Origin of the sequence: Mycolicibacterium agri (assembly GCF_002553505.1) — a bacterium.
Lineage (GTDB): Bacteria > Actinomycetota > Actinomycetes > Mycobacteriales > Mycobacteriaceae > Mycobacterium > Mycobacterium agri.
Genome location: NZ_PDCP01000020.1, coordinates 66,563 through 92,218 on the forward strand (window position 1 = coordinate 66,563; position 25,656 = coordinate 92,218).

Annotated in this window: 27 protein-coding genes, 3 tRNA genes and 1 pseudogene; 14 read left to right on the top strand and 17 right to left on the bottom strand. The window is 67.2% G+C overall.

All coding sequences use genetic code 11. The features are described 5' to 3' along the window. Window positions 1-22: 22 nt before the first annotated feature. On the bottom strand, window positions 23-400 hold the full coding sequence (locus CQY20_RS13265) for a GtrA family protein (protein ID WP_097940591.1): 378 nt from the start codon (window positions 398-400) through the stop codon (window positions 23-25). A 151-nt stretch (window positions 401-551) separates the two neighbouring features. Between CQY20_RS13265 and CQY20_RS13270 the strand changes: the two are divergent. Then, window positions 552-785: pseudogene (locus tag CQY20_RS13270) on the top strand (adenylate/guanylate cyclase domain-containing protein); the annotation flags it as partial. A gap of 461 nt (window positions 786-1,246) precedes the next feature. On the opposite strand, the gene pdxR (CQY20_RS13275) reads toward CQY20_RS13270, so the two are convergent. Further along, a complete protein-coding gene (pdxR, locus tag CQY20_RS13275) occupies window positions 1,247-2,665 on the bottom strand; it encodes a MocR-like pyridoxine biosynthesis transcription factor PdxR (RefSeq protein ID WP_097940546.1) in 1,419 nt (472 codons plus the stop codon). Window positions 2,666-2,714: 49 nt separating this feature from the next. On the opposite strand from pdxR (CQY20_RS13275), the gene CQY20_RS13280 reads away from it, so the two are divergent. Together CQY20_RS13280 and CQY20_RS13285 are read left to right on the top strand one after the other, a co-directional pair. Next, on the top strand, window positions 2,715-3,185 hold the full coding sequence (locus CQY20_RS13280; RefSeq protein ID WP_097940547.1) for a carboxymuconolactone decarboxylase family protein: 471 nt from the start codon (window positions 2,715-2,717) through the stop codon (window positions 3,183-3,185). 11 nt (window positions 3,186-3,196) lie between these two features. After that, window positions 3,197-3,946, top strand: a complete 750-nt coding sequence (locus CQY20_RS13285; protein WP_097940548.1) for a phosphotransferase — start codon at window positions 3,197-3,199, stop codon at window positions 3,944-3,946. On the opposite strand, the gene CQY20_RS13290 is transcribed toward CQY20_RS13285, so the two are convergent. The 5 genes from CQY20_RS13290 to CQY20_RS13310 are packed head-to-tail and all read right to left on the bottom strand — an operon-like array spanning window position 3,943 to window position 7,529. Next, entirely contained in the window at window positions 3,943-4,269 is a 327-nt protein-coding gene (locus CQY20_RS13290) for a TFIIB-type zinc ribbon-containing protein (protein WP_097940549.1), read from the bottom strand. The genes CQY20_RS13285 and CQY20_RS13290 overlap by 4 nt on opposite strands. Before the next feature lie 43 nt (window positions 4,270-4,312). Further along, window positions 4,313-5,143, bottom strand: a complete 831-nt coding sequence (wzm, locus tag CQY20_RS13295) for a galactan export ABC transporter permease subunit Wzm/RfbD (protein ID WP_097940550.1) — start codon at window positions 5,141-5,143, stop codon at window positions 4,313-4,315. After that, a complete protein-coding gene (gene glfT1, locus CQY20_RS13300) occupies window positions 5,140-6,171 on the bottom strand; it encodes a galactofuranosyltransferase GlfT1 (protein ID WP_097940551.1) in 1,032 nt (343 codons plus the stop codon). The genes wzm and glfT1 overlap by 4 nt, the downstream gene beginning before the upstream one ends. Next, window positions 6,164-6,991 (bottom strand): galactan export ABC transporter ATP-binding subunit Wzt/RfbE, encoded by an 828-nt coding sequence (wzt, locus tag CQY20_RS13305; RefSeq protein ID WP_097940552.1) that lies wholly within the window; start codon window positions 6,989-6,991, stop codon window positions 6,164-6,166. Before wzt ends, glfT1 begins: the two co-directional genes overlap by 8 nt. A gap of 16 nt (window positions 6,992-7,007) precedes the next feature. Further along, a complete protein-coding gene (locus tag CQY20_RS13310; RefSeq protein WP_097940592.1) occupies window positions 7,008-7,529 on the bottom strand; it encodes a bacterial proteasome activator family protein in 522 nt (173 codons plus the stop codon). A 629-nt stretch (window positions 7,530-8,158) separates the two neighbouring features. On the opposite strand from CQY20_RS13310, the gene CQY20_RS13315 reads away from it, so the two are divergent. Further along, window positions 8,159-9,355: a cysteine desulfurase-like protein gene (locus CQY20_RS13315; RefSeq protein ID WP_097940553.1), complete on the top strand. Its 1,197-nt coding sequence runs from the start codon at window positions 8,159-8,161 to the stop codon at window positions 9,353-9,355. Window positions 9,356-9,364: 9 nt separating this feature from the next. Here the strand turns inward: CQY20_RS13315 and CQY20_RS13320 are convergent, their stop codons facing one another. Next, window positions 9,365-10,348 (bottom strand): NAD(P)H-quinone oxidoreductase, encoded by a 984-nt coding sequence (locus tag CQY20_RS13320; protein ID WP_097940554.1) that lies wholly within the window; start codon window positions 10,346-10,348, stop codon window positions 9,365-9,367. Between the two features lie 66 nt (window positions 10,349-10,414). Here CQY20_RS13320 and CQY20_RS13325 point away from each other — a divergent pair, with 66 nt between their 5' ends. The 3 genes from CQY20_RS13325 (at window position 10,415) to CQY20_RS13335 (ending at window position 11,978) form a co-directional block, all read left to right on the top strand. Next, the gene (locus CQY20_RS13325; protein WP_097940593.1) at window positions 10,415-10,924 is read left to right on the top strand and encodes a MarR family winged helix-turn-helix transcriptional regulator; all 510 of its coding nucleotides are present in this window, start codon (window positions 10,415-10,417) and stop codon (window positions 10,922-10,924) included. 47 nt (window positions 10,925-10,971) lie between these two features. Beyond that, window positions 10,972-11,058, top strand: a tRNA-Ser gene (locus CQY20_RS13330). Window positions 11,059-11,132: 74 nt separating this feature from the next. After that, a complete protein-coding gene (locus CQY20_RS13335; protein WP_097940555.1) occupies window positions 11,133-11,978 on the top strand; it encodes a class I SAM-dependent methyltransferase in 846 nt (281 codons plus the stop codon). Between the two features lie 22 nt (window positions 11,979-12,000). Here CQY20_RS13335 and CQY20_RS13340 read toward each other — a convergent pair whose 3' ends face one another. From CQY20_RS13340 to pdxR (CQY20_RS13350), 3 genes are all read right to left on the bottom strand, one after another. Next, window positions 12,001-13,851 carry a glycosyltransferase gene (locus tag CQY20_RS13340; RefSeq protein ID WP_097940556.1) on the bottom strand — a complete coding sequence of 617 codons (1,851 nt, stop codon included), beginning with the start codon at window positions 13,849-13,851 and terminating at the stop codon, window positions 12,001-12,003. A gap of 132 nt (window positions 13,852-13,983) precedes the next feature. Then, window positions 13,984-14,412 (bottom strand): SRPBCC family protein, encoded by a 429-nt coding sequence (locus tag CQY20_RS13345; RefSeq protein ID WP_097940557.1) that lies wholly within the window; start codon window positions 14,410-14,412, stop codon window positions 13,984-13,986. Continuing rightward, a complete protein-coding gene (pdxR, locus tag CQY20_RS13350) occupies window positions 14,409-15,803 on the bottom strand; it encodes a MocR-like pyridoxine biosynthesis transcription factor PdxR (protein WP_097940558.1) in 1,395 nt (464 codons plus the stop codon). Before pdxR (CQY20_RS13350) ends, CQY20_RS13345 begins: the two co-directional genes overlap by 4 nt. 55 nt (window positions 15,804-15,858) lie before the next feature. On the opposite strand from pdxR (CQY20_RS13350), the gene CQY20_RS13355 reads away from it, so the two are divergent. Next, window positions 15,859-16,269, top strand: a complete 411-nt coding sequence (locus tag CQY20_RS13355) for a hypothetical protein (RefSeq protein WP_097940559.1) — start codon at window positions 15,859-15,861, stop codon at window positions 16,267-16,269. Next, entirely contained in the window at window positions 16,269-17,177 is a 909-nt protein-coding gene (locus CQY20_RS13360; protein WP_097940560.1) for an NAD-dependent epimerase/dehydratase family protein, read from the top strand. Before CQY20_RS13355 ends, CQY20_RS13360 begins: the two co-directional genes overlap by 1 nt. Here CQY20_RS13360 and CQY20_RS13365 read toward each other — a convergent pair. Continuing rightward, a complete protein-coding gene (locus CQY20_RS13365) occupies window positions 17,164-17,988 on the bottom strand; it encodes a crotonase/enoyl-CoA hydratase family protein (RefSeq protein ID WP_097940561.1) in 825 nt (274 codons plus the stop codon). The two genes, CQY20_RS13360 and CQY20_RS13365, sit on opposite strands and share 14 nt — an antisense overlap. Before the next feature lie 19 nt (window positions 17,989-18,007). Next, a complete protein-coding gene (locus CQY20_RS13370; RefSeq protein WP_097940562.1) occupies window positions 18,008-18,469 on the bottom strand; it encodes a hypothetical protein in 462 nt (153 codons plus the stop codon). A 41-nt stretch (window positions 18,470-18,510) separates the two neighbouring features. On the opposite strand from CQY20_RS13370, the gene CQY20_RS13375 reads away from it, so the two are divergent. Further along, complete coding sequence (locus CQY20_RS13375; protein WP_097940563.1) at window positions 18,511-19,092, top strand: TIGR03086 family metal-binding protein; 582 nt, start codon at window positions 18,511-18,513, stop codon at window positions 19,090-19,092. A gap of 27 nt (window positions 19,093-19,119) precedes the next feature. Here CQY20_RS13375 and hisC read toward each other — a convergent pair whose 3' ends face one another. Then, window positions 19,120-20,166 carry a histidinol-phosphate transaminase gene (gene hisC / locus CQY20_RS13380; RefSeq protein WP_097940564.1) on the bottom strand — a complete coding sequence of 349 codons (1,047 nt, stop codon included), beginning with the start codon at window positions 20,164-20,166 and terminating at the stop codon, window positions 19,120-19,122. An 87-nt stretch (window positions 20,167-20,253) separates the two neighbouring features. On the opposite strand from hisC, the gene CQY20_RS13385 reads away from it, so the two are divergent. From CQY20_RS13385 to CQY20_RS13400, 4 genes are all read left to right on the top strand, one after another. Then, window positions 20,254-20,342 (top strand) — tRNA-Ser (locus CQY20_RS13385). Between the two features lie 35 nt (window positions 20,343-20,377). Next, window positions 20,378-20,450: transfer RNA gene (locus tag CQY20_RS13390), tRNA-Arg, on the top strand. A gap of 121 nt (window positions 20,451-20,571) precedes the next feature. Continuing rightward, on the top strand, window positions 20,572-21,297 hold the full coding sequence (locus CQY20_RS13395; RefSeq protein ID WP_097940565.1) for a hypothetical protein: 726 nt from the start codon (window positions 20,572-20,574) through the stop codon (window positions 21,295-21,297). A gap of 62 nt (window positions 21,298-21,359) precedes the next feature. Further along, window positions 21,360-22,001, top strand: a complete 642-nt coding sequence (locus CQY20_RS13400; protein ID WP_097940566.1) for a dihydrofolate reductase family protein — start codon at window positions 21,360-21,362, stop codon at window positions 21,999-22,001. Here the strand turns inward: CQY20_RS13400 and CQY20_RS13405 are convergent. From CQY20_RS13405 to CQY20_RS13415, 3 genes are all read right to left on the bottom strand, one after another. Beyond that, window positions 21,909-22,997 (bottom strand): helix-turn-helix transcriptional regulator, encoded by a 1,089-nt coding sequence (locus CQY20_RS13405; protein WP_163701127.1) that lies wholly within the window; start codon window positions 22,995-22,997, stop codon window positions 21,909-21,911. The genes CQY20_RS13400 and CQY20_RS13405 overlap by 93 nt on opposite strands. Before the next feature lie 238 nt (window positions 22,998-23,235). Then, complete coding sequence (locus CQY20_RS13410; protein ID WP_097940568.1) at window positions 23,236-23,832, bottom strand: TetR/AcrR family transcriptional regulator; 597 nt, start codon at window positions 23,830-23,832, stop codon at window positions 23,236-23,238. 1 nt (window position 23,833) lies between these two features. Continuing rightward, the gene (locus tag CQY20_RS13415; RefSeq protein WP_097940569.1) at window positions 23,834-25,642 is read right to left on the bottom strand and encodes an N-acyl-D-amino-acid deacylase family protein; all 1,809 of its coding nucleotides are present in this window, start codon (window positions 25,640-25,642) and stop codon (window positions 23,834-23,836) included. Window positions 25,643-25,656: the final 14 nt, after the last annotated feature.

Consider the following 25,656-nt stretch of genomic DNA (forward strand, 5'->3'; position numbering starts at 1 on the left):
GGTACCGTGCGGTGCGGTCGGCTCAGCGCAGCCGGAAAATGACTGCTCGCTGGACCACGAAGTTGATGACGGTGGCGGTGCCTTGGGCGATGACGAACGCGACGACCACCGCCACGGGCGTGTAGCCGCCCCAGCGCAGGAAGAGGTGGTTCAGCCCGACCTGGACGACGAAGGTCGTGATGTAGAGCGCCCAGACCGCGGCCAATCGCGCGTTGCTCGGCGGCGCTTGGAAGGTCCATCTGCGGTTGAACAGGTATGCCGTCGTCGTCCCGGCGATCCAGCCGATGATCTTGGCCAGGTCGGGTTGCATGCCTCCAACGCGGTACAGCAGCACGTACAGACCGAAGTCGACGATGGCGGCGAACCCACCTGTGACGACGAAGCGCCACACCTGGGTCATCAGACCCAGACGAGGCTGCACGGGGGGCTCGGTCACCCGGGCAGCCTATTAGAACGGTCGCGTGGGCCGATTGCTCGACATCGAATTTCGGCCCTATTCCCGACTTACACTCCGGCCATGTTCTCCGACGCGGTATGCGTGGAACTCGGGTATGCGGGTGGCCTATCGCGCGTCGGCGGAGGGGCGACGCGACATCGTGTTCGTGCCGAATTGGCTCACCAACTGCGAGGTGCTTCCGGTACTGCCGTCGCTGCAGGGGTGGATCGAGGCGATGACGTCGCTGGGTCGGCTGATCTTCTTCGATCAGCCGGGCTCGGGTGCGTCCGATCCCTTAGCGCCGGGCGAGTTTCCGACCCTGGAGCAGTGGGCCGACAGCATCACCGCTCGCCGCGTCTAAGAGTTCCGGCGTTCGTGGAACATCGAGCAAGCCATCGGCTATCTCTACTCGACGTCGCTGCCTCTTCGAACACTGCTGGGTGACCAGCAGTCAGACTTCGAGGACACGGTCATTTCGACCCTGCTCGACATCGAACCCTCCGGACACTTCACCGAACCCGTCACCCTGGAGGTGCTGACCGCGACCAGAGGTTCGACCAGAGCCGTCACACCAACGGGCTGATCCGTTCCGCCACACCTCTTCCCGCGAGACGGAATCCTCGCGGCGAAAGTGCGAGTGGACGCCTGCGTAGGTTCCGTCTCGCGGCAACGCCACGGAGACGCGGCGACTTCGGTTCAGGATTTGCGCGTGAGGCGCACCAGCGGTAGCCGGCATAGAAGTCCAGCGCCAGGTCCCAGGCCCGGTCGCGCTCCTGTGGGTCGGTGATCTCGGAGGCGGCTCACGCAGCACTACTTTGCCAGCCCGCACGCCGTCAGCACACCCAGAAATGCTTCGACTGCGGGTGCGAACGCGTGGTCGGCCGGCGCGGCGAAGCCGATGATGATTCCGTCGTAATCGGGCACCGATGGGCCTGCGAGCGGGTGGCGCATGATCGCCAAGCCCTGCAACGCGATTCCGGCCTCGCCTGCTCGGCGCAACACCTCATGCTCGGTGTCCTGCGGCAGGGTCAATACCAGGTTCACCCCGGCCGCCAGGCCGCTGATCGAGACGTTGAATGACGACAAAGCCTCCACCAACGTGTCGCGACGCCGGCGGTAGCGCATGCGCATGCGGCGAATGTGCTTGTCGTATCCGCCGGTGCTGATGAAGTCCGCCATCGTCAGCTGCGTGATCACGTCGACGTAAAACTGCTGTCCCCCAGCGGCTTCGGTCACCGCGTCAATCAGACTGTCGGGCACCACCATCCAGCCCAGCCGCAGCGCCTGTGACAGGCTCTTACTGGCCGAACCCAGATACACCACACGCTCCGGGCACAGCGGCTGCAACGCCCCTATCGGCTGGCGGTCGTAGCGGAACTCGCCGTCGTAGTCGTCGTCGAAGATGTACCCGCCGGTGCGCTGCGCCCAGTTCACCGCCGCGGTGCGACGCACCGGGTGCAGCGGCATCCCGAACGGGCTGTGATGCGCGGGCGTCAACATCACCGCGGCCGCCGAATGCGAGTCGAGCTCGTCGACGACCGCGCCCCGCGAGTCGACCCCGATCGGCACCGTCGGCACACCGAGCTCGGCGAAGAGATCGCGAAAGATGAAGAGCCCATACGCTTCCACCGCGATCGGGCCCCGCTCGCGGAATACCCGGCCGAGCAACTCGACCGCATGGCGCATGCCCGCGCACACCACGATCGAGTCCGCCGTCGTCCGCACGCCGCGCGCCCGCGTCAGGTACTCCGCGAGCGCCTCGCGCAGTTCGGGCCTGCCCCGTGCGTCGCCCAACCGGAAGGCCTCCGTCGGCGCCGACGAAAGCGCCCGCCGCGTCGACGCCGCCCACTCCGTGCGCGGGAACTCCGACACGTCCGGTGTGCCCGGCATCAGGTTGTGGACCGGCGTGGTCCGACTGCCCCGGGGTCGCGGTGGGGCGTCGGCGCCACCGGTGTTGAGCACCCAGGTGCCCGCGCCCTGCCGCGACGCCAGCCAGCCCTCGTTGACCAGTTCGGCGTAGGCCTCGGCGACGGTGTTGCGCGCCAATCCCAGATCGGCGGCGAGGCTGCGCGATGGCGGCAGCATCGACCCGGGCGCCAGCCGGCCCGATCGCACGGCGTCGCGCAGCGCGCTGAGCAGCAGTTCGCGGGCACCCCTCGCGCCCGGCGTGATGACCTTCTGTAGGTCGAGATGCAGGTCGCGGCCGCCGGAATTGGCCCATGAACTCACAGATCAATTGAACCATGCTGATGGTTCTTTGCGCACTAGCGTCAAAGCCATGACAACGACACTCGACACTGCAATCCACGCCAGCGACCGCCTCAAGATCTACAAGGCGGCACCGGAACTGCTCGACGCGATGATGAACCTCAGCGCCGCGTCGGCCAAGGACGTCGAGCCGGAACTCGGCGAGCTCATCAAGATCCGCGCATCCCAGATCAACCGCTGCGGCTTCTGCCTGAACATGCACCTCGTCGACGCCCGCAAGCACGGGGTCAGCGAGCAGAAGCTCGACGTGCTCGCCGCCTGGGAAGAGGCCGGCGACATCTTCACCGAACGGGAGCGGGCGGCGCTTGCGCTCACCGAGGCGATCACCCACGTCAGCCACGGCGTGCCCGACGACGTCTACGACCGGGCCGCCGCGGTCTTCACCGAACGGGAGCTCGCTCAGGTGATCGCCATGGCCGTGACCATCAACGCGTGGAACCGCATCAACGTGACCGTTCACCAACACGTGCCGAGGCGCTGATACTCGCAAGGGTGCAGACCCGATCCGGTGCGGAGATCGTCGTCGACGGCGACGTGGTCTACAAGCTGCACCGGCCGGGCACCGACCCGAGGGCGCTGAGAACCCGGCTCCGCATCGCCGCGGCGTCGGGTTCTTTCGTCTCACCAATCGACACGATTCCGCAGCAGGTGGATGGGCGGTGGCGCACCATCTGGCCGCGCGTGGAAACCGTTGCCCCGCAACCGGACAACCTGCCGTGGGAGCAGGCCGCGCAGCTGCTGGCCCGGCTGCACACCGAACCCGCCGCACCGCGGACGCCGGCCCACGGTTGGCCGCAAAGGATGCGACGCACCGTCGACCGGACACGCGACACCGACACCGCATACGGCGCCGTGCGTCGCGCCGCCGCGGCCCTGCCCGCCCAGGCGTGGCGGGCCGGCTCACCGGATCGCCCGTGCGCCCTCGTTCACGGCGACTGGCATCTCGGCCAACTGGGCAGGCGCGCGGACGGTCCGTGGCTTCTCATCGACGTCGACGACCTCGGCGTCGGCGACCCGGCGTGGGATCTGGCGCGGCCGGCCGGATTCTGGGCGGCCGGGCTGATTCCCGACGACGACTGGCAGGCCTTTCTGTCGGCCTACCGCGGGTCCGCCGGACCGGCGCTGCCGCCCGGTGACCCGTGGCCGACGCTCGAGCCGTTCGCCCGGGCAGCCGTCGTGCAGGCGGCGGCCAGTCAGCCCGACGACGCGCTGTTGATCGCGGCGTGCGCCCGCATGGGCTAGCTCGAGAAGAACAGCCGGCCGAAGCCCTGCTTGCGGTAGTGCTTGTTGCCGCGGTGGCCCCAGCCCGGGCCGTAGTTGTAGCCGTAACCCTGCTGCGGAGGCGGTGGCGGCGGAGCGGCCTGCATGAACCTGTTCTCCATCTGAGTGAGCGCTTCGAGTTCACCGAAGTCGAGGAAGATGCCCTTGCACGTGTCGCACTGCTCCAGGTGAATGCCGTTGCGCTCGTAGGTATGCATCACCCCGGCGCACTTCGGGCACAGCAGCGTCTTGCCTGCGCCTGCAGGCGGCGGGGACTTCGGCGGTTCGTATGGCGGGATGCTCATGGTTCATTAACGCCCGTGCGCGCTGTGGAGTGCCTGAAAACGCTCAGACCCAGTACGGCACGCGTGCCCGGTACTGCCGCATCGCAAAAGCCGCCACGGTCCAGCCGACGACGGTCAGCACCAGCACCACCACCCAGTGCCGCAGCTCCTGGTCGGCGCCGAGCAGCGGCGCGCGCACGATGTCGAGGTAGTGCAGCAGCGGGTTGAGCTCGACGATCTTGGCCCACGACCCGGCGCCCTGGTGCTCGAGTGTGGCCTCGTTCCAGATGATCGGTGTCATGAAGAACAGCAGCTGCACAAGGCTGAACAGCAGCGGGCCGATGTCGCGGTAACGGGTCGCCAGGATGCCGAAGCAGATGGCCACCCACACGGAGTTCAGCACGATCAGCGCGAACGCGGGAATGACGGCCAGGTCGGGCCACGTCCAGTGCTTCGGGAAGATGATCGCGATGATCACGAAGATCACGATGTTGTGCGCGAACAAAATCATCTGCCGCCACACCAGCCGGTAGACGTGCACCGACAGCGGCGTCGGCAACTGCTTGATCAAACCCTCGTTGGCGATGAACACGTCGGCCCCTTCGAGGATCGACGCGTTGATCAGGTTCCAGATGATCAGCCCGAGCGTGACATACGGAAGATGCTCGGACAGTTCGAGTTTGAACAGCTTCGAGTACAGCCCGCCCATGGCGATGGCAGTGACACCCGTGGCGATCGTGATCCAGAACGGTCCGAGCACCGACCGGCGGTAGCGCTGCTTGATGTCCTGCCAACCCAGGTGCAGCCACAGTTCGCGGCGGGCGAAACCGTCGACGAGGTCGCCCCAGGCGCGCGACATCGTCCTGGACTGAGCGGCGGCGTCGGTGAACGTCATGGCTCTTTTCGCTCCTCGCGTGCGCTTGGCTCTTTTCGCTCCTCGCGTGCGCGCGGCTCTTTTCGCTCCTCGCGTGCGCTTGGCTCTTTTCGCTCCTCGCGTGCGCTTGGCTCTTTTCGCTCCTCGCGTCCGCGGTGGCGTTGGAACCTTTCGCGGCGGCCGTGCCTGCGCAGCCGAACCCATTCGGCCAGCCCCCGTGGATCCCGCCGGGACACCAAGAAGTACCAGCCGAACCGCAACCACTCCTGCGGCAACAGCTTTCGCAGGCCCGGCTGCGACAGCAGATACCCTCTGTTGCGGTAGGTGTAGAACCGCTTCGTCGGATTGTCCGGATACTGAGTATGCATGCGGCCGCCGAGGATCGGTTTGAACTCGTCGGTGCCGCACGGGTGCAAATAGCTTGTGGTCAAACAGGTTCCAAACGGCAGGCCGGAGCGGACCAGCCTGCGGTGCAGTTCCACCTCGTCGCCGCGCACGAACAGCCGGATGTCGGGCACGCCGACGGCCTCGATCGTCGACGCGTGAAACAGTGCACCGTTGAACAGCGACGCGATGCCCGGCAACACGTCCGAAGCCCCGTCGGCGCGTAGTTCGCTGACCAGTCGGCGCCACACCAGTCCGCGGCGCAGCGGGAACGCCAGCCGGTCGGGGTCGTCGAGGTTGCACACCATCGGGGAAACCTCGGCGAGGCCGTGCTTCTCAGCGCACGCCAACAGCGTGGCCAGAACTTCGCCGTCCTGCGGGCGGCCGTCGTCGTCGGCCAGCCAGATCCAGTCGGCGCCCAGTGCCAGAGCGTACAGCATGCCCAGCGCGAATCCGCCTGCGCCGCCGAGGTTTCGGCGCGAGCCGATGTAGGTGGAGGGCACGGGCTGGCCGGCGACCAGGTCGCGCACCCGGTCGTCGTTGTCGTTGTCCACGACGACGATGTGGTCCAACGCGCGGCTCTGGGTGGTCAGCACACCCAGCGACTTGGTCAACTCGTCGGGGCGTCGGTGGGTGACCAGTACCGCGCACACCGAATCAGTCATCGGGCACCGTCGCAGGCCAGTCGGCGCGATGCTCCTCGAGCACCTCACGCACGTGGCGTGCGGCTTCTTCGCCCTCGTATGCCCGCACGACCTCCTCGATGCCGCCCGTCATCTTGATGGTGCCGTGGTCGATCCACATCGCGTTCTTGCACAGCCGGGCCAGGAATTCGTTCGAGTGGCTGGCGAAGACGAGGATGCCGGAGCGCTCGACCAGGCCCTGCAGCCGCGCCTGGGCCTTCTTCAGAAATTCGGCGTCGACGGCGCCGATGCCCTCGTCGAGCAGCAGGATCTCGGGGTCGATGCTGGTGACGACGCCCATCGCCAACCGCACCCGCATGCCCGTCGAATACGTCCGCAGCGGCATCGACAGGTAGTCGCCCAGCTCGGTGAATTCGGCGATCTCGTCCACCTTGGCCAGCATCTGCTTGCGGGTCTGGCCCAGGAACAGGCCGCGGATGATGATGTTCTCGAAACCGGAGATCTCGGGGTCCATGCCGACGCCGAGATCGAACACCGGCGCCACCCGGCCCGTCACGGTGGCCACCCCGCGGGTCGGCTCGTAGATGCCCGACAGCAGCCGCAGCAGCGTCGACTTGCCCGCGCCGTTGTGCCCGACGAGGCCGACGCGGTCGCCGAGCTCGAGCTTCATCGTGATGTCGCGCAGCGCCTCGATCACCACGACGTTGGACTCGTTGCGGCCGATCGCGCCGCCGGCCTTGCCGAGGAAGGCTTTCTTCAGTGAGCGCGACTTCGCGTCGAAGATGGGGAACTCCACCCACGCGTTGCGCGTCTCGATATGCGGTGCCGAAGGGCGAGTCACCCGAAATCCTCGTGATTTACAGGTACTGCCCGGTGCCGCTGGCCGACGGACGTTGGCCGGGACCGCCCATGCCCTGAGGCAGGGCGCCCTGGCGCATCTGCTCCAGCTGCTGGCGCGCGGCCATCTGCTGGGCGAACAACGCGGTCTGGATGCCGTGGAACAGCCCCTCCAGCCAGCCCACCAACTGCGCCTGGGCGATCCGCAGCTCCGCGTCGGACGGGACCCCCTCCTCGGTGAACGGCAACGTCAGCCGCTCGAGTTCCTCACGCAGCTCAGGCGCGAGCCCGTCCTCCAGCTCGGTGATGCTGGTCCTGTGGATCTCGCGCAGCCGGTTGCGGCTGGCGTCGTCCAGCGGTGCGGCCCGCACCTCGTCGAGCAGTTGCTTGATCATGGTGCCGATCCGCATGACCTTGGCCGGCTGCTCGACGAGATCGGTCAGCGACTTGCTCTGGGACTCCTCCTGCTGCTGCTGCTCGGAGTCGGCCTGTTGTTCGCGGCCGATGATTTCGATGTTGTCGTCGTCGCTGTTGGTAGTCATTGGTCTAGGAAACCCTGTTTTCCCTTCCTTAACCTTGCCCCGCCGTTCATAGGTACGGGCTTCGCCGTTGTCGTAGATCTTCTCCCACGATCGTGACTTATCTAGCGACACTAGCCCGTCGGGCATCGCGAACTTCAACACCACCGGGGTGCTGGTCAGCACATAGCGGATGTTGAATGTCTTCACAGCTTCGGCTATGGAGGGTCGGTGTCGGCGTCGTCGGTCTAGACCCAGAACGCGAAGCGGTAACAGCCCGGGCCCTGCTGCACAGGGTAGCGGCAGCCACGGCAAACTCGCGGCGGGCGCTGTCACAATCGCGCGAGCAAAGAAGGCCGCCCAGGCGTTCCACGCGGTGCTCATGGCGCCGAACGGCCCGATCGCCAGCGCGACAACGCCGTCGGCGAGTGTGGGACCGACCGTCACCGCCGCCGCAGCGGGCACGCGAGCAGCGCGGGCAACTATGGCTTCCAGGGCTACCAGCAGCAACAGAGCCAGTAGCACTCCGAAGCCCAAGCTCGCTGGACTAGTATGGCTGGCCAGGTGACCCGGTCCGGCACTGCCCACGTGGGGTTGGGCACCCACAATTGCTGTCGGTTTGTGCACTTCACGAACTCTCTAAGGTGGCTGGCATGGCATACGACGTCGCCCGGGTGCGCGGACTGCACCCGTCTCTGGGCGACGGGTGGGTGCACTTCGACGCTCAGAACGGCATGCTGCTGCCGGACTCCGTGGCCACCACGGTGTCGACGGCGTTCCGGAACTCGATGACGACGACGGCCGGTGCCCATCCCTCGGCCCGGCGCAGCGTCGGAGTCTTGGAAGCGGCGCGCCAGGCGGTCGCCGACCTGGTCAACGCGGACCCGCGCGGTGTCGTCCTCGGCGCCGACCGCGCCATCCTGCTGAATTCGCTGGCCGACGCGTCATCCTCGCGCGTGGGCCTGGGCTATGAAACGGTTGTCACCCGGCTCGACGACGAGGCAAACATCGCGCCGTGGCTGCGCGCCGCGAATCGCTATGGCGCCAAGGTGAAATGGGCCGAGGTCGACATCGAAACCGGCGAGCTGCCGACATGGCAGTGGGAGAACCTGATCACCGAGGCGACGCGTCTGGTGGCCGTCACATCGGCCTCGGCGACGCTGGGCACGGTGACGGATCTGCGCGCCGCGACCAAGCTGGTGCATGTCGACGGCGGGTTGGTGATCGTCGATCACTCGGCCGCCGCGCCGTACCGGCTCATCGACATCGACGAGATCGACGCCGACGCCGTCGCGGTCAATGCGCTGGCGTGGGGCGGGCCTCCCGTCGGCGCGTTGGTGTTCCGCGATCCGGACCTGATCCGGTCGTTCGGCTCGGTTGCGTTGAACCCGTATGCGGTTGGGCCCGAGCGGCTCGAGCTCGGCGCGCATCAGTACCCGCTGCTGGCCGGCCTCGTCGCGAGCATCGAATACCTTGCCTCGCTTGACGAAACAGCGCGCGGGACACGACGCGAACGGCTCGCGCTCTCGATGGAGTCCGCGGCGGCCTACATGTCGCGGCTGTTCGACTACCTGTTGCTCTCGCTGCGCTCGCTGCCACTGATCATGGTCATCGGCAGGCCCGAGGTCTCCATCCCGGTGCTGAGCTTCGTGGTCAAAGAGGTGCCCGCCGAGCAGGTGGTGCAGCGGCTGGCCGACAACGGCGTGTTGGCGATCGCGAACGCGAGTTCGCGGGTGCTCGACGTCATCGGCGTCAACGACATCGGCGGCGCCGTCACCATCGGCCTCGCGCACTACACGACGACAGCAGAGGTCGACCAGCTGATCCGCACGCTGGCCTCGCTGGGCTAGACGGCGTATCTAATCTGTTACGCGCAGAAGCACTTTCCCCGACACGTCGCCCGAGTTGAGCAGTTCGTGGGCGGCTGAGGCCTGTTCGATGGGGAACTCCGCGCCGATGATGGGGCGCACCCGGCCGTCGGCGATCATCGGCCACACGTTGGCGATGACCTCGGAGACGACCTCGCTCTTGCTGTTCGGCCCGTCGACCGGCCGGCCGCGAAGCGCGGTGGCGATCACGCCGCCCCGCTTGCCCAGCAGCTTGGCGATGTTCAACTCGGCCTTCGCGCCGCCCTGCATGCCGATGATGACGAGCCGGCCGTCATTGGCGAGCGCATCGAGATTGCGGTCCAGATAGGCCGCGCCGATGATGTCGAGAATGACGTCGGCGCCGGCGCCGTCGGTCGCCTCCCGCAGCCGCTCGACGAAGTCTTCCTCGCGGTAGTTGATGAGGATCTCGGCGCCGAGCTCTTCGCAGAGGTCGAGCTTCGCCTTCGAGCCGGCGGTCACGGCGACGCGGGCGTCCAGTGCGCGCGCCACCTGGATGGCGTGGGTGCCGATGCCGCTCGCGCCGCCGTGCAGCAGCACCACCTTGCCCGCCGACAGCCCCGCCGTCATCACCAGATTCGACCACACCGTGCAGGCCACCTCGGGAAGCGCTGCGGCGTGGACCAATTCGACGGTGTCGGGCACGGGCATGACCTGACCGCGCGGCACCGCGACGTATTCGGCGTAACCGCCGCCCGCTAGCAAAGCGCAGACCGGTTGCCCGATCTGTAAGTCGTCGACAAGTTCACCGACCTCGGCGACGGTGCCGGACACCTCGAGGCCCAGGATTTCACTGGCCCCAGGGGGCGGCGGGTATTTGCCTGCGGCCTGGAGCAGGTCGGCGCGGTTGATGCCCGCTGCGGTGACTTTTATCAGTACTTCCCGCTTGTCGGGACTGATATCGGGAACTTCGTGCCAGGTCAGGCGGTCGGCGGATTCGGCGACGATTGCATGCATTTTGATCAGCCTACTACCTGAGAGAATTGACCCTTAGCAATGCGCAAGTCGTTTACCATGCCCAGGATGGACGGGATGATTGCTGGGCGTACGGCTGGTGATATGCCTGGCCTTGACATCGCAGAACAGAGGTCGTGGCAAAACTTCCTCGACTCTGCGCTGCGGATGTACGCGACTTTGAACCGGATGCTGGTCGAGTCGCACGGCCTGACGCTCAATGACGTTCGCCTGCTTGACATCCTGGACAAGTCCCCGACCGGCGCGGCCCGCATGGGCGATCTCGCCGAGAACCTGATGTCGCTGCCGAGCCGGGTGACGCGACAGATCCGCCGGTTGGAGGGGCAGAGCCTGGTACGCCGCGGCGCCAGCCCCGACGACGGCCGGGGGGTTCTGGCCAGCATCACCGACGACGGCCGCGTGCTGGTGCGCCAGGCGATGGTCACCTATGGGCAGGGCGTCCGCGAGCACTTCCTCGGCAAGCTGTCGCGGCCCCAGATCGCCGCGATGGGCGAGAACTGCCGTCGCATCAGCGCGGGCCTGAAAACCGGGTCGGCGGGCCGGATCGGCCGGTTCTGACCTGCTGCGCGCACCGACCCGAAACGGCCCCCGTTAGTCTTGTCGGCGGTGGCGTGGCAGAGCGGCCTAATGCACTCGCCTTGAAAGCGAGAGACGGCTAAAACCGTCCGGGGGTTCAAATCCCTCCGCCACCGCTTTCCGCCGGCAGATCGACCGTCGGCTGACACTTCGCGGCGGCGGCGCTGAGGCCCTGAGCTACGGTGTTCGCATGTTGGAGCGGCTGAAGCGCTCCGCGCGGGAAAAGCTGCAACGCGCGGTGGCCGAGGTGGTCGACGCCGAGTTGGCGCGACGGCAGCAGCAGCTCGACGAGCAGCACCGACAGCTGCGGGATGCCCAGGCCGAGAACCGGGCCGTGCTGGACCGGCTGGCCGATCGGTTCGCCGAGGCCGACGAGCGGCTGCACCGCCGGCTGTACGACCTCGAACAGATCGCCCGGCGCGACATCCTCAACTCGCAAGACATCACCGCGGCCCGAGAGACCGCGGCCTTCGTCCTCGAACACATGCCCAACGCGGCGGTGTTCTGGTATCCGCACGACACCCTTCGGTTCGCCTTGGGGCTCATCAAAGGTCCGGGCCTGGCGCTGGAATTCGGGGTGGCCACGGGCACGACGCTGAAGATCATCGCCGACGGGGTCGCCGCCGACCGGACCGTGGTCGGGTTCGATTCCTTCACCGGCCTACCCGAGGCCTGGCGCAGCGGCTTTCCCGTCGGCGAATTCGCGCAGACCGACATCCCGACCGTGGAGGGCGCCGAGATCATCGTCGGCCTGTTCGAGGACGAACTGCCGAAGTTCCTGGCGCGCAACGACGAACCGGTGGCGTTCCTGCATGTGGACTGCGACCTGTATTCGTCGAGCAAGACGGTGCTGGATCTGGTCGGGGATCGGCTGGCCCCGGATGCGGTGCTGGTGTTCGACGAGTTCTTCAACTATCCCGGTTGGCGGCGCCACGAATTCCGGGCGTGGACCGAGTTCGTCGAGCGCACCGGCCGCACGTTCGAATACCTCGGCTTCACCGGCAACAACGAACAGGTCGTGGTGCGGCTGCACTGAAGTGCGGGCGGTTGGGCCTCTGTCAGGCGGAGAACAACCGTCCCCAGTTGTCTCGATTGGTCAGCTCGGGAAGCGCGGCACGCCACTTCTCCTGAACGTCAGGCGCTTCTTTACTCAACTGCCGCAACACCTTTGCGGCGCGCAGCGCCAGCATCTTGAGCTTCTTCTTGTCTCGGCGACGAATCCGCACGCCGGTCTGCGACGCGTCGGTGACAACAGCGCAGTCGAACAGCGACACATGCCACCACTCGTTGTGCGCGGCGGTGATCGCCACAGGACCGGGAATGGCGCGCCCAAGCCATTGATAGATAATGCGTTTGGCCAACACGAGGTTGATGCGGTCCTTGCGCGGCCGATGTCCGATCGGGACGATGCGCGGCACGACGCCGCCGGTCAGCTCGTCGATCTTCACCGCCGGATGCACCTTGGTTTCGGGGAACTCGGACCGCTCGGCGCGGATCGCCGCCAGCGCGGCGGGACCGCCGTCGTGCAACACCTCGGGACCTTTGAGGAAGTCCTCGATACCGCGAATCATGGTGTAGGCCAAGCCATACTGCATCGCCACAAGGCACTCGGTGATCTCGCGGGCCAGCCACCTGCTGGTCGTCTTGCCGTCGATGTTGCCGTGTGCGGCGTAGGTGATCAGGGCGTTGCGCACGCTGAAGTACCGGATGAACTCGTCGCGGTCCTTCCAGTGGAAGTCGGCATGCCACACACCCGCGTTCGGCAGCGTCGTGGTGGGAAAGCCCGCTTCCGCCGCGCGCAGACCGTATTCGATGTCGTCCCACTGGAAGAACATCGGGATGGGCAGACCGATCGCGGAGATGACCTCCGACGGGATCAGGCACGACCACCACGCGTTGTACTCGGCGTCGACGCGTTGATCCTGGCGGTGCTTGAGCATGTTCGCGTTGTGCAACGCGTTCGGTGCCCACCGGCCCGCCCGCAGCCGATGCATTTCCGTCTGTTCGGCGCTGACGTGCAGCTGCTTGGTGTTCTTCAGGTACAGCATCTGCGCGCCGACGATCGTCGGGTGCGGCGTCAGGTTGGCAAAAGCATTGAGCCGCAACACCGTGTCCGGCTCAAGCAGAATGTCGTCGTCCATCAGGATGACGTTGGCGTGGTCGGAGATGCCGGAGATCTCGTAGAGGCCGCGCGCGAAACCGCCTGCGCCGCCGAGGTTGTCCTGCCGCAGGTACACCAGTTTGTCGCCGAGTTGCGCGGCGACGTCGCGGAACAGCTGACGCGTCTCGACGGCATCGTTACCCTGGTCGGCGACATATATCGCGTCGATGCCGGCCAGCAGGCTTTTGTCGCCTGCGATCGTCGCCAGGTTCGTCGCGCAGTCGTCGGCGCGGTTGAACGTGCAGATGGCGATCGCGGCGGGCCGGATCTTCTCGGGTCCCGGCACCATCCACTCCAGGTCGGTGACCCGCAGCGGGCCGCCCACCGCGCGGCACTCCATCCACAGGGCACCGCCGTCGACGAATTCGTTGAGCCGAGCCGACAGCACCGCGGTTCCGGTGCCGTCGACCTCGGTGCTGGTGACGGTGCGTTCGGTACCGCCTGCGTCGGATGCGCGCAAGAGAACCGTGGCGGGCCCTGCCGCGTCGAACACCAGCTTCAGCTGGATCTCGGGCGCGGTGGTCCAGCGCTGGAAGTAGCTGGCAGGCAAGCGGCCGAAGTAGGTGTTGGTGTCGACGGTCGCACCCTTTTCCAGATGCAGGGCGTTGCGTTCGCGGTGGGCCTTGCCCCTGACGATGCGGGCGTACATCTCGTCGGGCACCTGGGCGCTCGGCCCGGTGAACAGGCCACGCGCCACTACCAGCCGCTCGGGGGCGGCGTGCTCGATGAGCGCCCCGCGCTCGGTCATGCTGCTCCTACACCGTGAAATTCCAGGTGAGCCACTCAGCTCTTGCCAAGGTCCCCGGGGGAGCGTAACAAGCTGCCGTTCGAAGACAAGTTGGCCGCGCGCAGGTCAGAGGCACTTGTTTGAATCCGCTGTTCAGCGGGCTTCCAGGATCGACTTCAGGCGATCAAGATCGTTAGCCGTGGCCCGCCTGATGGCCGTCGCGATGATCGGCGCGGCCAGCCCCGGATACGCCGTCGGCTCGCCGCGGTTGCGCACCGTCATCCACGTGCCGCCCTCGTCGGAATCGGTCCAGCGGTAGGTGGTCTCGGTGAGGAGCGACCGCATCACCAGCAACTCGCCGGCCACCAGCTCGGCCACCTCGGAGGTGTGCTCGACGGTGCGGCCGAGGAAGCCGCTGGTGAGCCGGATGCGCGTACCGACGTCGAGCGGCGGCGGCGTTTCCCAGTGCACCGCTTGGATATTGGCGCACCACGCGGTGATGTTGTCCGGATCGCAGCAGTACCGCGCGACCTGCGGGCGGGCCCGCTCGATCGTGGTGTGTACCTCGACGTCGATGGTCATCGCGCGGCCCGTGCCAGCGTCGCCACACCGGCTTCGATCTGCGACTCGGTGAGGTTGGCGTAGCCGAGCAGCAGACCCGGCGGCGCGGTCGCGGGGTCGGCGTAGCAGGCGGCCAGCGGCTCGACGTTGACCCGCATGGCCGCCGCCCGCCGCACCAGATCGGCGATCGGATACCAGTCGGGGAAGCGGACCGTCAGGTGCACACCGGCGGCCGCGCCCAGCACGGTGGCCTGCGGCAGATGGCGCGCCAACGCGTCAAGCAGTGCGTTGCGGCGGGCGACGTAGCGCCTGCGCATCTGGCGCAGATGCCGGTCGTAACCGCCGGAGGACAGAAACTGGGTGAAGGCGAGCTGGTCCATCACCGAGCTACCGGTATCGGCGAGGCTCTTGGTCAACCGGATCGCACCGACCAGTTGCGGCGGCACCACCAGCCATCCGATGCGCAGCCCGGGCGCCAGCGTCTTGCTGGTCGACCCGATGTAGATGACCCGATCCGGCGCGATGCCCTGCAGGGCGCCGACCGGCGCGCGGTCGTAGCGGTACTCGGCGTCGTAGTCGTCCTCGATGACGAGGTGCCCGGCGCGCGCCCATTCGACGAGCCCGGTTCGCCTCGTCGCCGAAAGCACGACTCCGGTCGGTGACTGATGCGCCGGTGTGGTCAGCACGGCTTTGGCGCCGCTGTCGGCCAGCGCCGCCACATCGAGTCCTTCGTCGTCGACGCGGACGGGGTGCGGTTCGATCCCGTTGTGGCGCAGCACCATCCGATGCAGCCAGAAGCCGGGATCCTCCATGGCCAGCGGCAGTCCGTCGTCGCGAAGCATGCGGGCCAGCAGCGCGATCGCTTGTGTGGCACCGGAACACAGCACGATGTGGCGCGCATCGGCCTGTACGCCGCGGGTGCGACGGAGGTAGTCCGCGATGGCGGCGCGGGCGGCGTGCAGCCCCTGCGGGTTGACGTATCCGAACGATTCCGAGTCGGTCTGGGCGAGGGCCTGCCGCAGCGCGCGCAGCCATGCGGTGCGCGGGAAACTGCTGAGATCCGGTGAGCCGGGCAGGAAGTCGACGTCGTAGCGCCGACCCGAGGGGACATCGCGCGGCGCGCTGGCCGGCTCGACGGTGGCCACCCGGGTGCCCGAACCGTGCCTGCTGATCAGAAAGCCCTCGGCGACCAGCTGGCTGTATGTGTCGACGACGAGCCGCCGGGATACGCCGAGATCCGCCGCGAGCACGCGCGTCGACGGCATCCGGGAGTACGGTGCGAGCCGGCCGGTGCGGATCGCGGTGCGCAGTCCCTCCGCCAGCTGGCGGTGCAGCGGCTCGGGTGAGTTGCGGTCGAGTTCGACGAGGAGCTCCGGGCCGCTGCGTGCGCGGGTTTGAGAAGTGGTACCCACAATTGCCGTCAAAGTGGTGCCTATCTTGAGGCCAATATGGTTCTAGCGTGAACGTATGACAACGACAGGGACGCGCACAAGAGCGGGGTTAGTCGAGGTGACCCTGATCGTGTTCGGGGTGTACGCCCTCGGCATCGGCCTGCTCATGATGTTCATGCCGGGCACCTTCTACGACACCCTCGGCGCTTTCGGGGTGCGCAACGACCACTACATCTTCGACAACGCGACGTTCGAGGTGCCGCAGGGCCTGATGCTGCTGGCCGCGGTCCGCCTGAAGTCGTGGCGGGTGCCCGCGCTGGCGTTCGCCACAGTGCACTGGGCGCTGCATGCCCTCAGCCACATCGTCGACCCGCACCACGGCGCGGGCGATCTGTACGGCTGGCTGGAGGCCGGCGGCCTGGTGATCACCACGGTCATCCTGGCGCTCGCCCTGCGCGCCAGCCTGGTCGGTGAAAGGAAAGCCTGATGCGAGTGCTGGTTGCGGGTGCGACGAGCGTGCCCGGTCTGCCCCTGCTCCGTGAGCTCAATTCGCGCGGACACGAAGTCGTCGGCCTGACCCGCTCGTCGGCGAAGGCCTCCGACATCGAGGCGGCGGGCGGCAAGCCGGTGGTGGCCGATGTGTTCAACGCCGCCGAGATCGCCGCGACGGTGCAGGACATCGGACCGGAGGTGGTCGTCTCGCTGCTGACCACCCTGCCGAAGACCGGCCCGTTGCGCGTCAAGGACTTCGAGCCGGCCCGAAAGCTGTGGACCGCAGCCGGTTCCAATCTGGTGGATGCGGCGCAAAAGGCCGGCGTGCGGCGGATCGTCGCGGAGTCGGTGATCTTCGCCTACGGGTACCAGTCGTCCGGGCCCGCGGTCATGGACGAGTCGGACCCGTATCCGGGGCCGCCGCCGAAGGGCGGCGATGCCATGCTCGCCGCGCTGCGGGGCATGGAGCAGAGGGTGCTGTCGTCCGGGCAACACAGCGCCACTGAGGGAATTGTGTTGCGCTACGGCGCTTTCTACGGCCCAGGCGTGCCGCACTACGAGATGTTCGTCCGCCTCGCGAAGTGGTGGGCGATGCCCGCGATCGGCGGTGGCGGCATCGTCTCGTGGGTTCACATCGACGACGTGGCCAAGGCCACCGCCAACGCGCTGGACCACGGCCGCGGCGGGCAGATATACAACATCGTCGACGACCGGCCGCAGTCGTTCGCGGACTTCGTGCGGGAGCTGTCGGCGAAACTGCATCGGCCGCGGCCGATCACGCTGCCGCCCCGGCTGGTCGGCCTGCTGGCGCCCTATGCCGCGACGGCGTTCGGCACGACGTGGCTGCCGCTGTCCAACGCGAAAGCCAAGGGCGAACTGGACTGGACGCCTATTCCCCGGTGAAGTTCGGCGGGCGCTTCTCGAAGGTCGCGGAGATGCCTTCGGTGAGGTCCTTCGACGGCAGGAATGCCGCGTTCCACGCGGCCACATACCGTAGGCTCGCCGAGACCTGGGCGACCCGCTGCTGATCGAGAACGTCCTTGATGCCTGCGACGGTCAGCGGCGGGTTGGCCGCGATCTCGGCGGCGGTGTCGTGCGCGGCGGCCAACGACGCGTCGGCGTCGTCGAAGACAATGTTGACCAGACCGATCTTCTCGGCGCGCGCCGCGTCGATGTCCTTGCCCGTCAACGCCAGCTCGCGCAGGTGCCCGTCGGACAGGATCAGCGGCAGCCGGGCCAGGCTGCCGACGTCGGCGACCATGGCCAGCTTCACCTCGCGCACCGAGAACTTCGCGTCGGCGCTGGCGTAGCGGATGTCGACCGCCGAGATCAGGTCGACGCCGCCGCCGATGCACCAGCCGTGCACCGACGCGATGGTCGGCGTGCGGCAGTCGGCGACGGCGTTGATCGCGCCCTGCATCCGCAGCACGGTGGCGTGGAAGTCAGCGCGCGGCCGGGCCGACGCGCCGCCGCTGAGCACGTCCGACAGCGAGCCGCCCATCGCAGGCAGGTCGAGGCCGTAGCTGAAGTTCTTTCCCGAGCCGGTCAGCACGATCGCGCGCACGTCGCGGTCGGCGTCGAGGCGGGCGAAGACCTCGGGCATCTCGGCCCAGAACGCGGGCCCCATCGCGTTGCCCTTGCCGGGGCCGATCAGCGTCACCCTGGCGACGTGATTGTCGATGTCGACGGTGACGGATTCGTAGGTATCGCCCATGGACCGACAGGCTAGCCAGTCACGGCGGCGACCCGCCGACCACTACCTCTTTCACGACGGCGCTGGGCAGAAAGCCGCACATGGCCGTGGCCATGATGGAGGCGATCATCTCCGACTCGGGTCCCTGATTGGCGCCGCCCTGTTCCTCCAGAATCGCTCTGATGACAGCCCGCTGCGTGGCCTCGTCGAGCTTGGTGTACTCGCTGCACTTCATCGTCGTCGCGTTGGCTGGCGCCGGAACCTCGGGAACGTCTGTGCCGCCCGGCAACGGCAGCCCGGGGATCTGGGGTAGGCCCGGGATGCCGGGCAGGCCGGGGATGCCCGGGAAGTCGGGATCGGCGGACGGCGCGCGCGTCGGCGAGTTGATCGGCGGGCCCGGCTCGGTGGTCATCGCGACGGTGCCCTCGGTGGTGCGTGAGCATCCGGCGGCCAGCCCGACGAAAATCAGCGCCGCGGCCGCTACCCGCAGATCGGTTCTCATCTGCGCAACGATAGGCGCACCAGCGACGTAGCGTGGGCTCCATGCCCACCGATTTACCCTCTGGTCCGAATTCGCCGCCGAACGACGAACTGGACAGCGCCGAAGCCAGCCTGCGCGTGCTTCAGACCGTGGTGCATCCCATCGCCAACGACGACTGGGGCAGGCCGACGCCGTGTCGGGAGTTCGACGTCGAGAAGCTGACCGACCACCTGATGAACTCGATCACGATCATCGGCGGGGCCGCCGGTGCCGAGTTGCCCGCGCGCGACCCGTCCGATTCGGTCGAGCGTCAGGTCATCGCCGCGGCACGCCCTGCGCTGGATGCGTGGCACCGCCGCGGCCTCGACGGCACGGTGCCCTTCGGCGACAACGAGGCGCCTGCCCGGATGATGGCCGGCGTGCTGTCGCTCGAGTTCCTCGTCCACGCGTGGGACTACGCGAAGGCCATGGGCCGCGACGTGGCGGCGCCGAACTCGTTGTCGGAGTATGTGATGGGGCTCGCGCAGCGGATCATCACGCCGGAGGGCAGGAAGAGGGCCGGGTTCGACGACCCGATCCCGGTGCCCGCCGACGCGGACGCGTTGGACAAGCTCGTCGCCTACACCGGACGAAGCCCGCAGTAGCGATCGGTCGGCGCTTGGCGGTTGGCGTCACTTCCAGCGCGTCGCGAACTCCAGGAACGCGTCGTTCTCTTGTGGCGAAGCCACCGTCACCCGGACGCCGTCGTCGCCGTAGGGCCGCACGATGATGCGGTTGTTGGCCGAGTCGGCGGCGAACTCCTGGGCACGCCCGGGAAGGGGCAGCCAGACGAAGTTGGCCTGTGACGGCGGCACGGTGTAGTCGGCGTCGCGCAGGGCCTTGGTGACCCGATTGCGTTCGGCGATGACGGCCTCGGTGCGGGCCAGCAGTTCGTCCGCGGCGTCCAGGCAGGCGATGGCCGCGGCCTGCGAGATGCTGGTCGCGCTGAACGGCACGTACACCTTGCCGAGCGCGGTGATGATGTCCGGATCGCCGACGGCGTAGCCGACGCGCAGCCCGGCCAATCCGTAGGCCTTCGAAAACGTGCGCAGCACAACGACATTGCTATGGGCGCGCACCAGGCCGAAGCTGTCGGGGCACATGTCGTCGGTGATGTACTCGACGTAAGCCTCGTCGAGGGCGATCAGGATGTCCGACGGCACCGCCTCGACGAAGCGGGCCAGCGCGTCGGGATTAACGACGGTGCTCGTGGGGTTGTTGGGATTGCAGACGAAGATCAGCCGCGTGCGGTCCGTGATGGCCGCCAGCATCGCGTCGAGGTCGTAGGTGTGGTCGGTCAGCGGCACCTGGACCGGGGTGGCACCGGCGGTGCGGGTCTGCAGCGGGTAGATCTCGAAGCTGCGCCAGCCGTAGAGGATCTCGTCGCCGACGGTCGACGTGATCTGGATCAACTGTTGGCACAGGCTCACCGAGCCGCAGCCGACCGCGATGTGCTCGGGAGCGAAGTTGACGTGTTTGGCCAGCCGCTCCTTGAGCTCGACATACCCGTTGTCGGGATAGCGGTTGATGGTGTCGGTGGCCTTGGCGATCGCCGCCCGGACGCTGGGCAGCGGGCCGTGCACAGTCTCGTTGCTGGCGATCTTGATCGCACCGGGGACGGTCCTGCCCGGTGTGTAGGCGGGCAGATCGGCCAGTTCAGGGCGTAAACGGGCAGGCACCCGACCAGTCTATGGGTGGGGGATATGCGCTTTGCCTGCTGCCGCCGACCATGTGTACGCTGTCGGATCGGCGGTAAGACCGTCACAGGAGGCGTGCCAGAGCGGCCGAATGGGGCTCACTGCTAATGAGTTGTCGCCCTAAAAGGCGACCGGAGGTTCAAATCCTCTCGCCTCCGCCGCGGCTGACCAAGCCACGTACAACTGAACACATGCGCCCGTAGCTCAACGGATAGAGCATCTGACTACGGATCAGAAGGTTAGGGGTTCGAATCCCTTCGGGCGCGCACATTGTTGCGGCTCGATCACCGCTTGCACAAGCAAGCGGTACGGGTTTGCCAATTTTGTATCTGCGCGGTCGCGCAAATCTACTCTTCTTTTTGGGGGGACGGCCCCAAAGGAGCTCCGATGAGCACCGACGACACCGGTACACACATTGCCCATACCGCGGTGGTCGCGGCGGCTGCCTGCGCTGCAGCGCTCATGTCGGCCGGTCCGGCGTCCGCGGAACGGAAGACGGTGGTCTACGACTGGGTGTTCTCCCACTGTCGAGCCGCCGATGACTGCGACATGGTCCAGGTCCCTTTCGAAGTCGAGACGGGTACGCAGACCGTCCTGCTGAGCAACGTCCCGAACAATCCGGGTAACAAGTGCGCCAGGGCGGTCGCGGAATTCTTCCTCGGCGGCCAGCGTCTGCTGAGCCGCTATGTCGGACCCGGCTGGGAGCAACCGCCGTTCACCATGAACGCCGCGCCGGGGAAACATGCACTCGGCGTGCGAATCCTGAACCAAAGCGACTGCCCGTCAGGCGATGCGGGCGACTACACGGCACGCCTGACGATTTGGGAGGACGTGCAAGCCGCGCCACCGCCTGCTCAGCAGGCTCCCGCCCCCAAGCAGGGACCGTTGGTCACCGCGTCACCCGGGCTCTCCGGCGTCACGTTCCATGTCACTGACCGCAGCGGCGTCGCGTCGCAGTGCACGTACTCGTCGGAGGGGTTCACCCAGAGTTTCGGCCTGCCGGCCAACGGCACTTTCGACCTGTTCGTTCCGGCCGTCAGGTTGTTCAAGACCAGGACCGGCACGATCACTTGCGACAACGGCACCAGCACCAACACATCGGTCTTCTACTGACGCGATGAGATTTCGGCCGTCGGCGGGTCAGCCCTGTCGACGATCGACATAGGAGGTTGGGCGTGGGCCAGCTGCTGCGGGTGCAGAACTTCAACGTCTCGCGGGACGGTTTCGGCGCTGGGGAGAACCAGAGTCTGGAGCGGCCGTTCGGGCACGCCGATCCCGCCGAAATGTTCGCGTGGGCCGGTGCCACGGCCAGTTGGCCCAACCGGACCGAGCCGGGCGGCACACGCGGCCTCGACGACTACTTCACGCGCGACTTTCACAACAACATCGGCGCGGAGATCATGGGCCGCAACAAGTTCGGCCCGCAGCGGGGCCCGTGGCGCGACCACGACTGGCGCGGCTGGTGGGGCGAGGAGCCGCCGTTTCACACGCCGGTGTTCGTCGTGACGCACCATCTGCGCCCGTCGTTCATACTGTCGGACACCACCTTCCACTTCGTCAGCGGCGACCCGGCCGACGTGTTGGACCAGGCGCGTGCGGTCGCCGACGGCAAGGACGTGCGGCTCGGTGGCGGTGCGACTATCGTCCGGCAGTTTCTCGACGCCGACCTGATCGACACCCTGCACGTCGCGGTCTCGCCGCTGGAACTCGGCCGCGGCTCGCGGTTATGGGAGTCGCCGGAGGAACTGGAGGACCGGTTCGAGCACGAGGTGGTGCCGAGCCCCAGCGGCGTCACCCACCACTTGTTCTGGCGTTGACGACGCGATGCGATACGCCGGCTCGGAGCTAGGCGCCGTTTTCAGCCTCGTAGCGCGGGTTCGGCGCCGAAGGCCCGCACGTATTGGCAAACGAAACGCCTCCATCTGGTGGAAGCCCCAGCGGTGCGCGATGTCGCTGACTGTGGTGGTCGCAGGGTCGCAGTCGGCGAGGTCGTTGTGCGCGTGGTCGAGGCGAACCTTGCGGACGTATTCCATCGGGGTGCAGTCGCGATGCTTGCGGAACAGGTTCAGCAGCGCGAGCGGCGTGACGCCGGCCGCGGCGGCGATGTCGGCGGGCGAGATGTCGGTGTGGGCGTGGTCGTGGATATAGGTGACCGCGCGGCGCAGCAATTCGGCGTTGCAGCTGTCATTGCGGTCCCGCGTCGTCGGTTCGCTCGTCGCGGTGTTGGGGAACGTCGTCAGCATGCTCGCCGCAAGGTAACGGGCAACCGCCCCGGCCAGGATCGGTTCGTGTGCCGCGGGCGAGTTGACGACGCTGTGGCGGACGTGGTCGATGACGTCGACCAGATGTCGACCCGCCGCGGTCGATACCGGCGTCGACGAGGTCAGCCGAACCGGCTCGTCGCCCTTGCCGCTCGCGCCGGCAACTTCGCTCAACAGGCTTCTGGGTACAGAGATCAGTGTGAAATAGCCGTTTCTGATGAACCCGCCGAAGGGCGTGTTGACCACCGCGCCCATCGCCGCACACTCGCCGCGGCCGAACGGCACGGGTTCGCGTCCCGGCTGGCGAGCCTCGAAGACGCCTTTGAGCATTCGGCAGAGCAGTATGTTGTCGGACGGATCCGCCTCGAACGTCACATCGTAGCTGTACTCGATGTCGTCGACATTCAATGACGTGGCAGGGGTTCGCCACACCCGAGTACGAGTGCACGCCGACCGTGACGTGTTGGACAACTTGACGCGGGTGTACGTCTTGGTCAGCAGTGCTTCGGCTTCGCCGATGTCACGACTGTCGACGATGAAACTGCCGCTCACGCATTCCCCTGCTTGGTGGTCGGGCGGCACGCACATTGGGGGCCGACCCGGCGTCGATCCCCGCATCCGCCGTGGTGACGGAAGTATGCCATCCGAAGACAATAAAGTTTGCTAAATCGTAGCAATTTGCGTAAATCGAAATTTGCCGAGGGCTACTCGGCCGCGGCGCCGCGTCGACTGTATGGGCTATGTATACCGACGGCCCACATCACGTCCACAGGCCATACACTCGTCGGGCCTACGGACGGGCCGCGTTCAGCAGCCTCATCAGCAGTGGAATCTGCGCCTCGCCGAAGCCGGGTTCAGTCAGCACATGGCCGAACAGCGCTGCGCCGTTGAACGAGCTGAGCACCAGAGCGAGTCGCGCGAGGAACTCGGCGTCCCCCGCCGCCTCGAATTCCTCGGGCAGCGACGGCCGCACTGTCTCCTGAATCGTCTTGATGTAGAGCGTCATCACGTCGCGCAGGGTGTCCCGCAGCTTCTCGTCGGTGCGGGCCGCGACGGCCAATTCGTACATGACGGTGTTGGTCGGGTCGACGGTGACGTCGCGCAGGATCGTCAACGCCTGCTCGAGTGTGGGCTTGCCGCCGGGGATCTCGGCGACTTTCCTCAGGCCCAGTTCGATCAGCCGACGGCCTGCTTCCTCGGCCGTCGCCGCCATGAAGTCACTCATGGTGGGGAAGTGCCGGAACAGGGCGCCGTCGGAGACCTCGGCGCGCTGCGCGATGACCTTGGCCGACGCACGCGCATAGCCGACCTCGATGATCGTGGCGATGCTGGCGTCGAGCAGCCGGGCGATGGTGTCCTCGCGGCGCTGCTGCTGGGTGCGGGCCATGTCAGGCGGAGACGGGCTGGCGGTGGCGTTGCCCGGCCTTTGATAATCGCCCGGCCGGCCGGGCCTTGAGGAATCGCCCGGATTTGACCGTCTCGCCGTAGCCGTCGCGGAACCTGCCGTTGCGGAACACGACGACGCCGTTCACACCGGTCGCGACGACGGCGCGGTCGTTGCGGTTCACCATGCGGGACAGGTTGCCGTAGAACGGCGCCTTCTCCTCGTGGTAGGCGTCGACCTCGTCGTCGAGGCCCGCCGGGTCGATGACGACGAAGTCGGCGCGGTCGCCTTCGCGCAAGGTGCCCGCGGGCAGCCCGAACCAGTCGGCGACCTCGGCGGTGAGCCGGTGTACCGCGTGCTCGACCGTCATGAACGGCCTTCCGGCCAGCTCGGCGTCGCGGACTCGGCGCAGCAGCTTCAGTCCGAAGTTGTAGAACGCCATGTTGCGCAGATGGGCGCCGGCGTCGGAGAAGCCCATGTGCACCGAGGGATCGACGGCGAGCGCGTTGAGCTGCTTCGGGCGGTGGTTGGCGACGATCGTCGTCCATCGCACGTTGCGTTCGCCGTTCTCGACGAGCACGTCGAGGAAGGCGTCCAGCGGATGCAGGCCGCGCTCGTCGGCGATCTGCCCGAAGCTCTTGCCGATCAGCGATTCGTCCGGGCATGCGACGATCGTGGCGTCGTGGAAGTCCCGATGCCATAGCGACGGACCCAGCTTCTTGCGGTCGAACGACTTGCGGAACCGGCGGCGGTACTCGAGGTCGGCGAGTAGTTCGTTGCGCTCGATCTGGTCACGCAGATGCAGCGCGGCCGTGCCCGCCCCGAACTCCTCGAACACCGGCAGGTCGATCCCATCGGAGTACAGCTCGAACGGCACCGGCAGGTGTTGGAAGCGCACGAGCGAGTCGAGCACCCTGTTGAGAAGCCTTGTGCCGGGGCCGAGTACACGCACCGCGCCCGGAGCGGACTTGGCATCGGCAGACACCAGCAGGCTGACGCGCACGCCGGGCCGACGGCCGAACATCTTGCTGCTGGAGGTGAAGAAGTTCAGCGCCTCGATCGGGTTCTTGGTGTTGGGCGCGCTCTGCAGGACGCGACCGCGCTTGCGCAGCACGGTGATCAGCCTGCGACGCTCCCGCCAGGTGGCGAACGTCGACGGCAGGGCCCGCGACCGGAAGCGGTCGCCGTCGAGCTTGTCGATCGGGGCGTCCATGCCCGACATCCCCAGCAGCCCGGCGTCGAGCGCCTCGTCGAGCAGCTTGGCCATCTTCTCCAGTTCGGCGTCGGTCGGCGTCACGCCGTCGGTGGTGGCACGGTCGAGGCCGAGCACCGATGTGCGCAGGTCCGAGTGGCCGAGCATGGAGCTGACGTTGGGGCCAAGCGGCAGGTCGTCGAGCGTCTGCACGTACTCGGCGGGCGTCGACCAGGTCTTCTTGGCTTCGAGGGCGCCGAGCACGAATTCGCGTGGCACCGCTTCGACGCGGCTGAACAGGTCGGCGGCGTCTTCGGAGTCGGCGTAGACGGTGGACAGCGAGCAGTTACCGAGCAGCAGCGTCGTCACGCCGTGTCGGACCGACTCGCGCAGACCGGGGTCGAGCAGCACCTCGGCGTCGTAGTGCGTGTGCACGTCGATGAAGCCGGGCACCACCCACTTGCCGTCGGCGTCGATGACGTCGGGGCAGCCCGACTCGTCGAGCGGCTCCGCCGAAACCGCGGCGACGACGCCGTCGCGAATGCCCAGCGTGCGCCGCTGCGGGCGGGCGCCGCTTCCGTCGAACCACAGACCGTTGCGCACGATCACGTCGTAGGTCATGCGAGGACGCTACC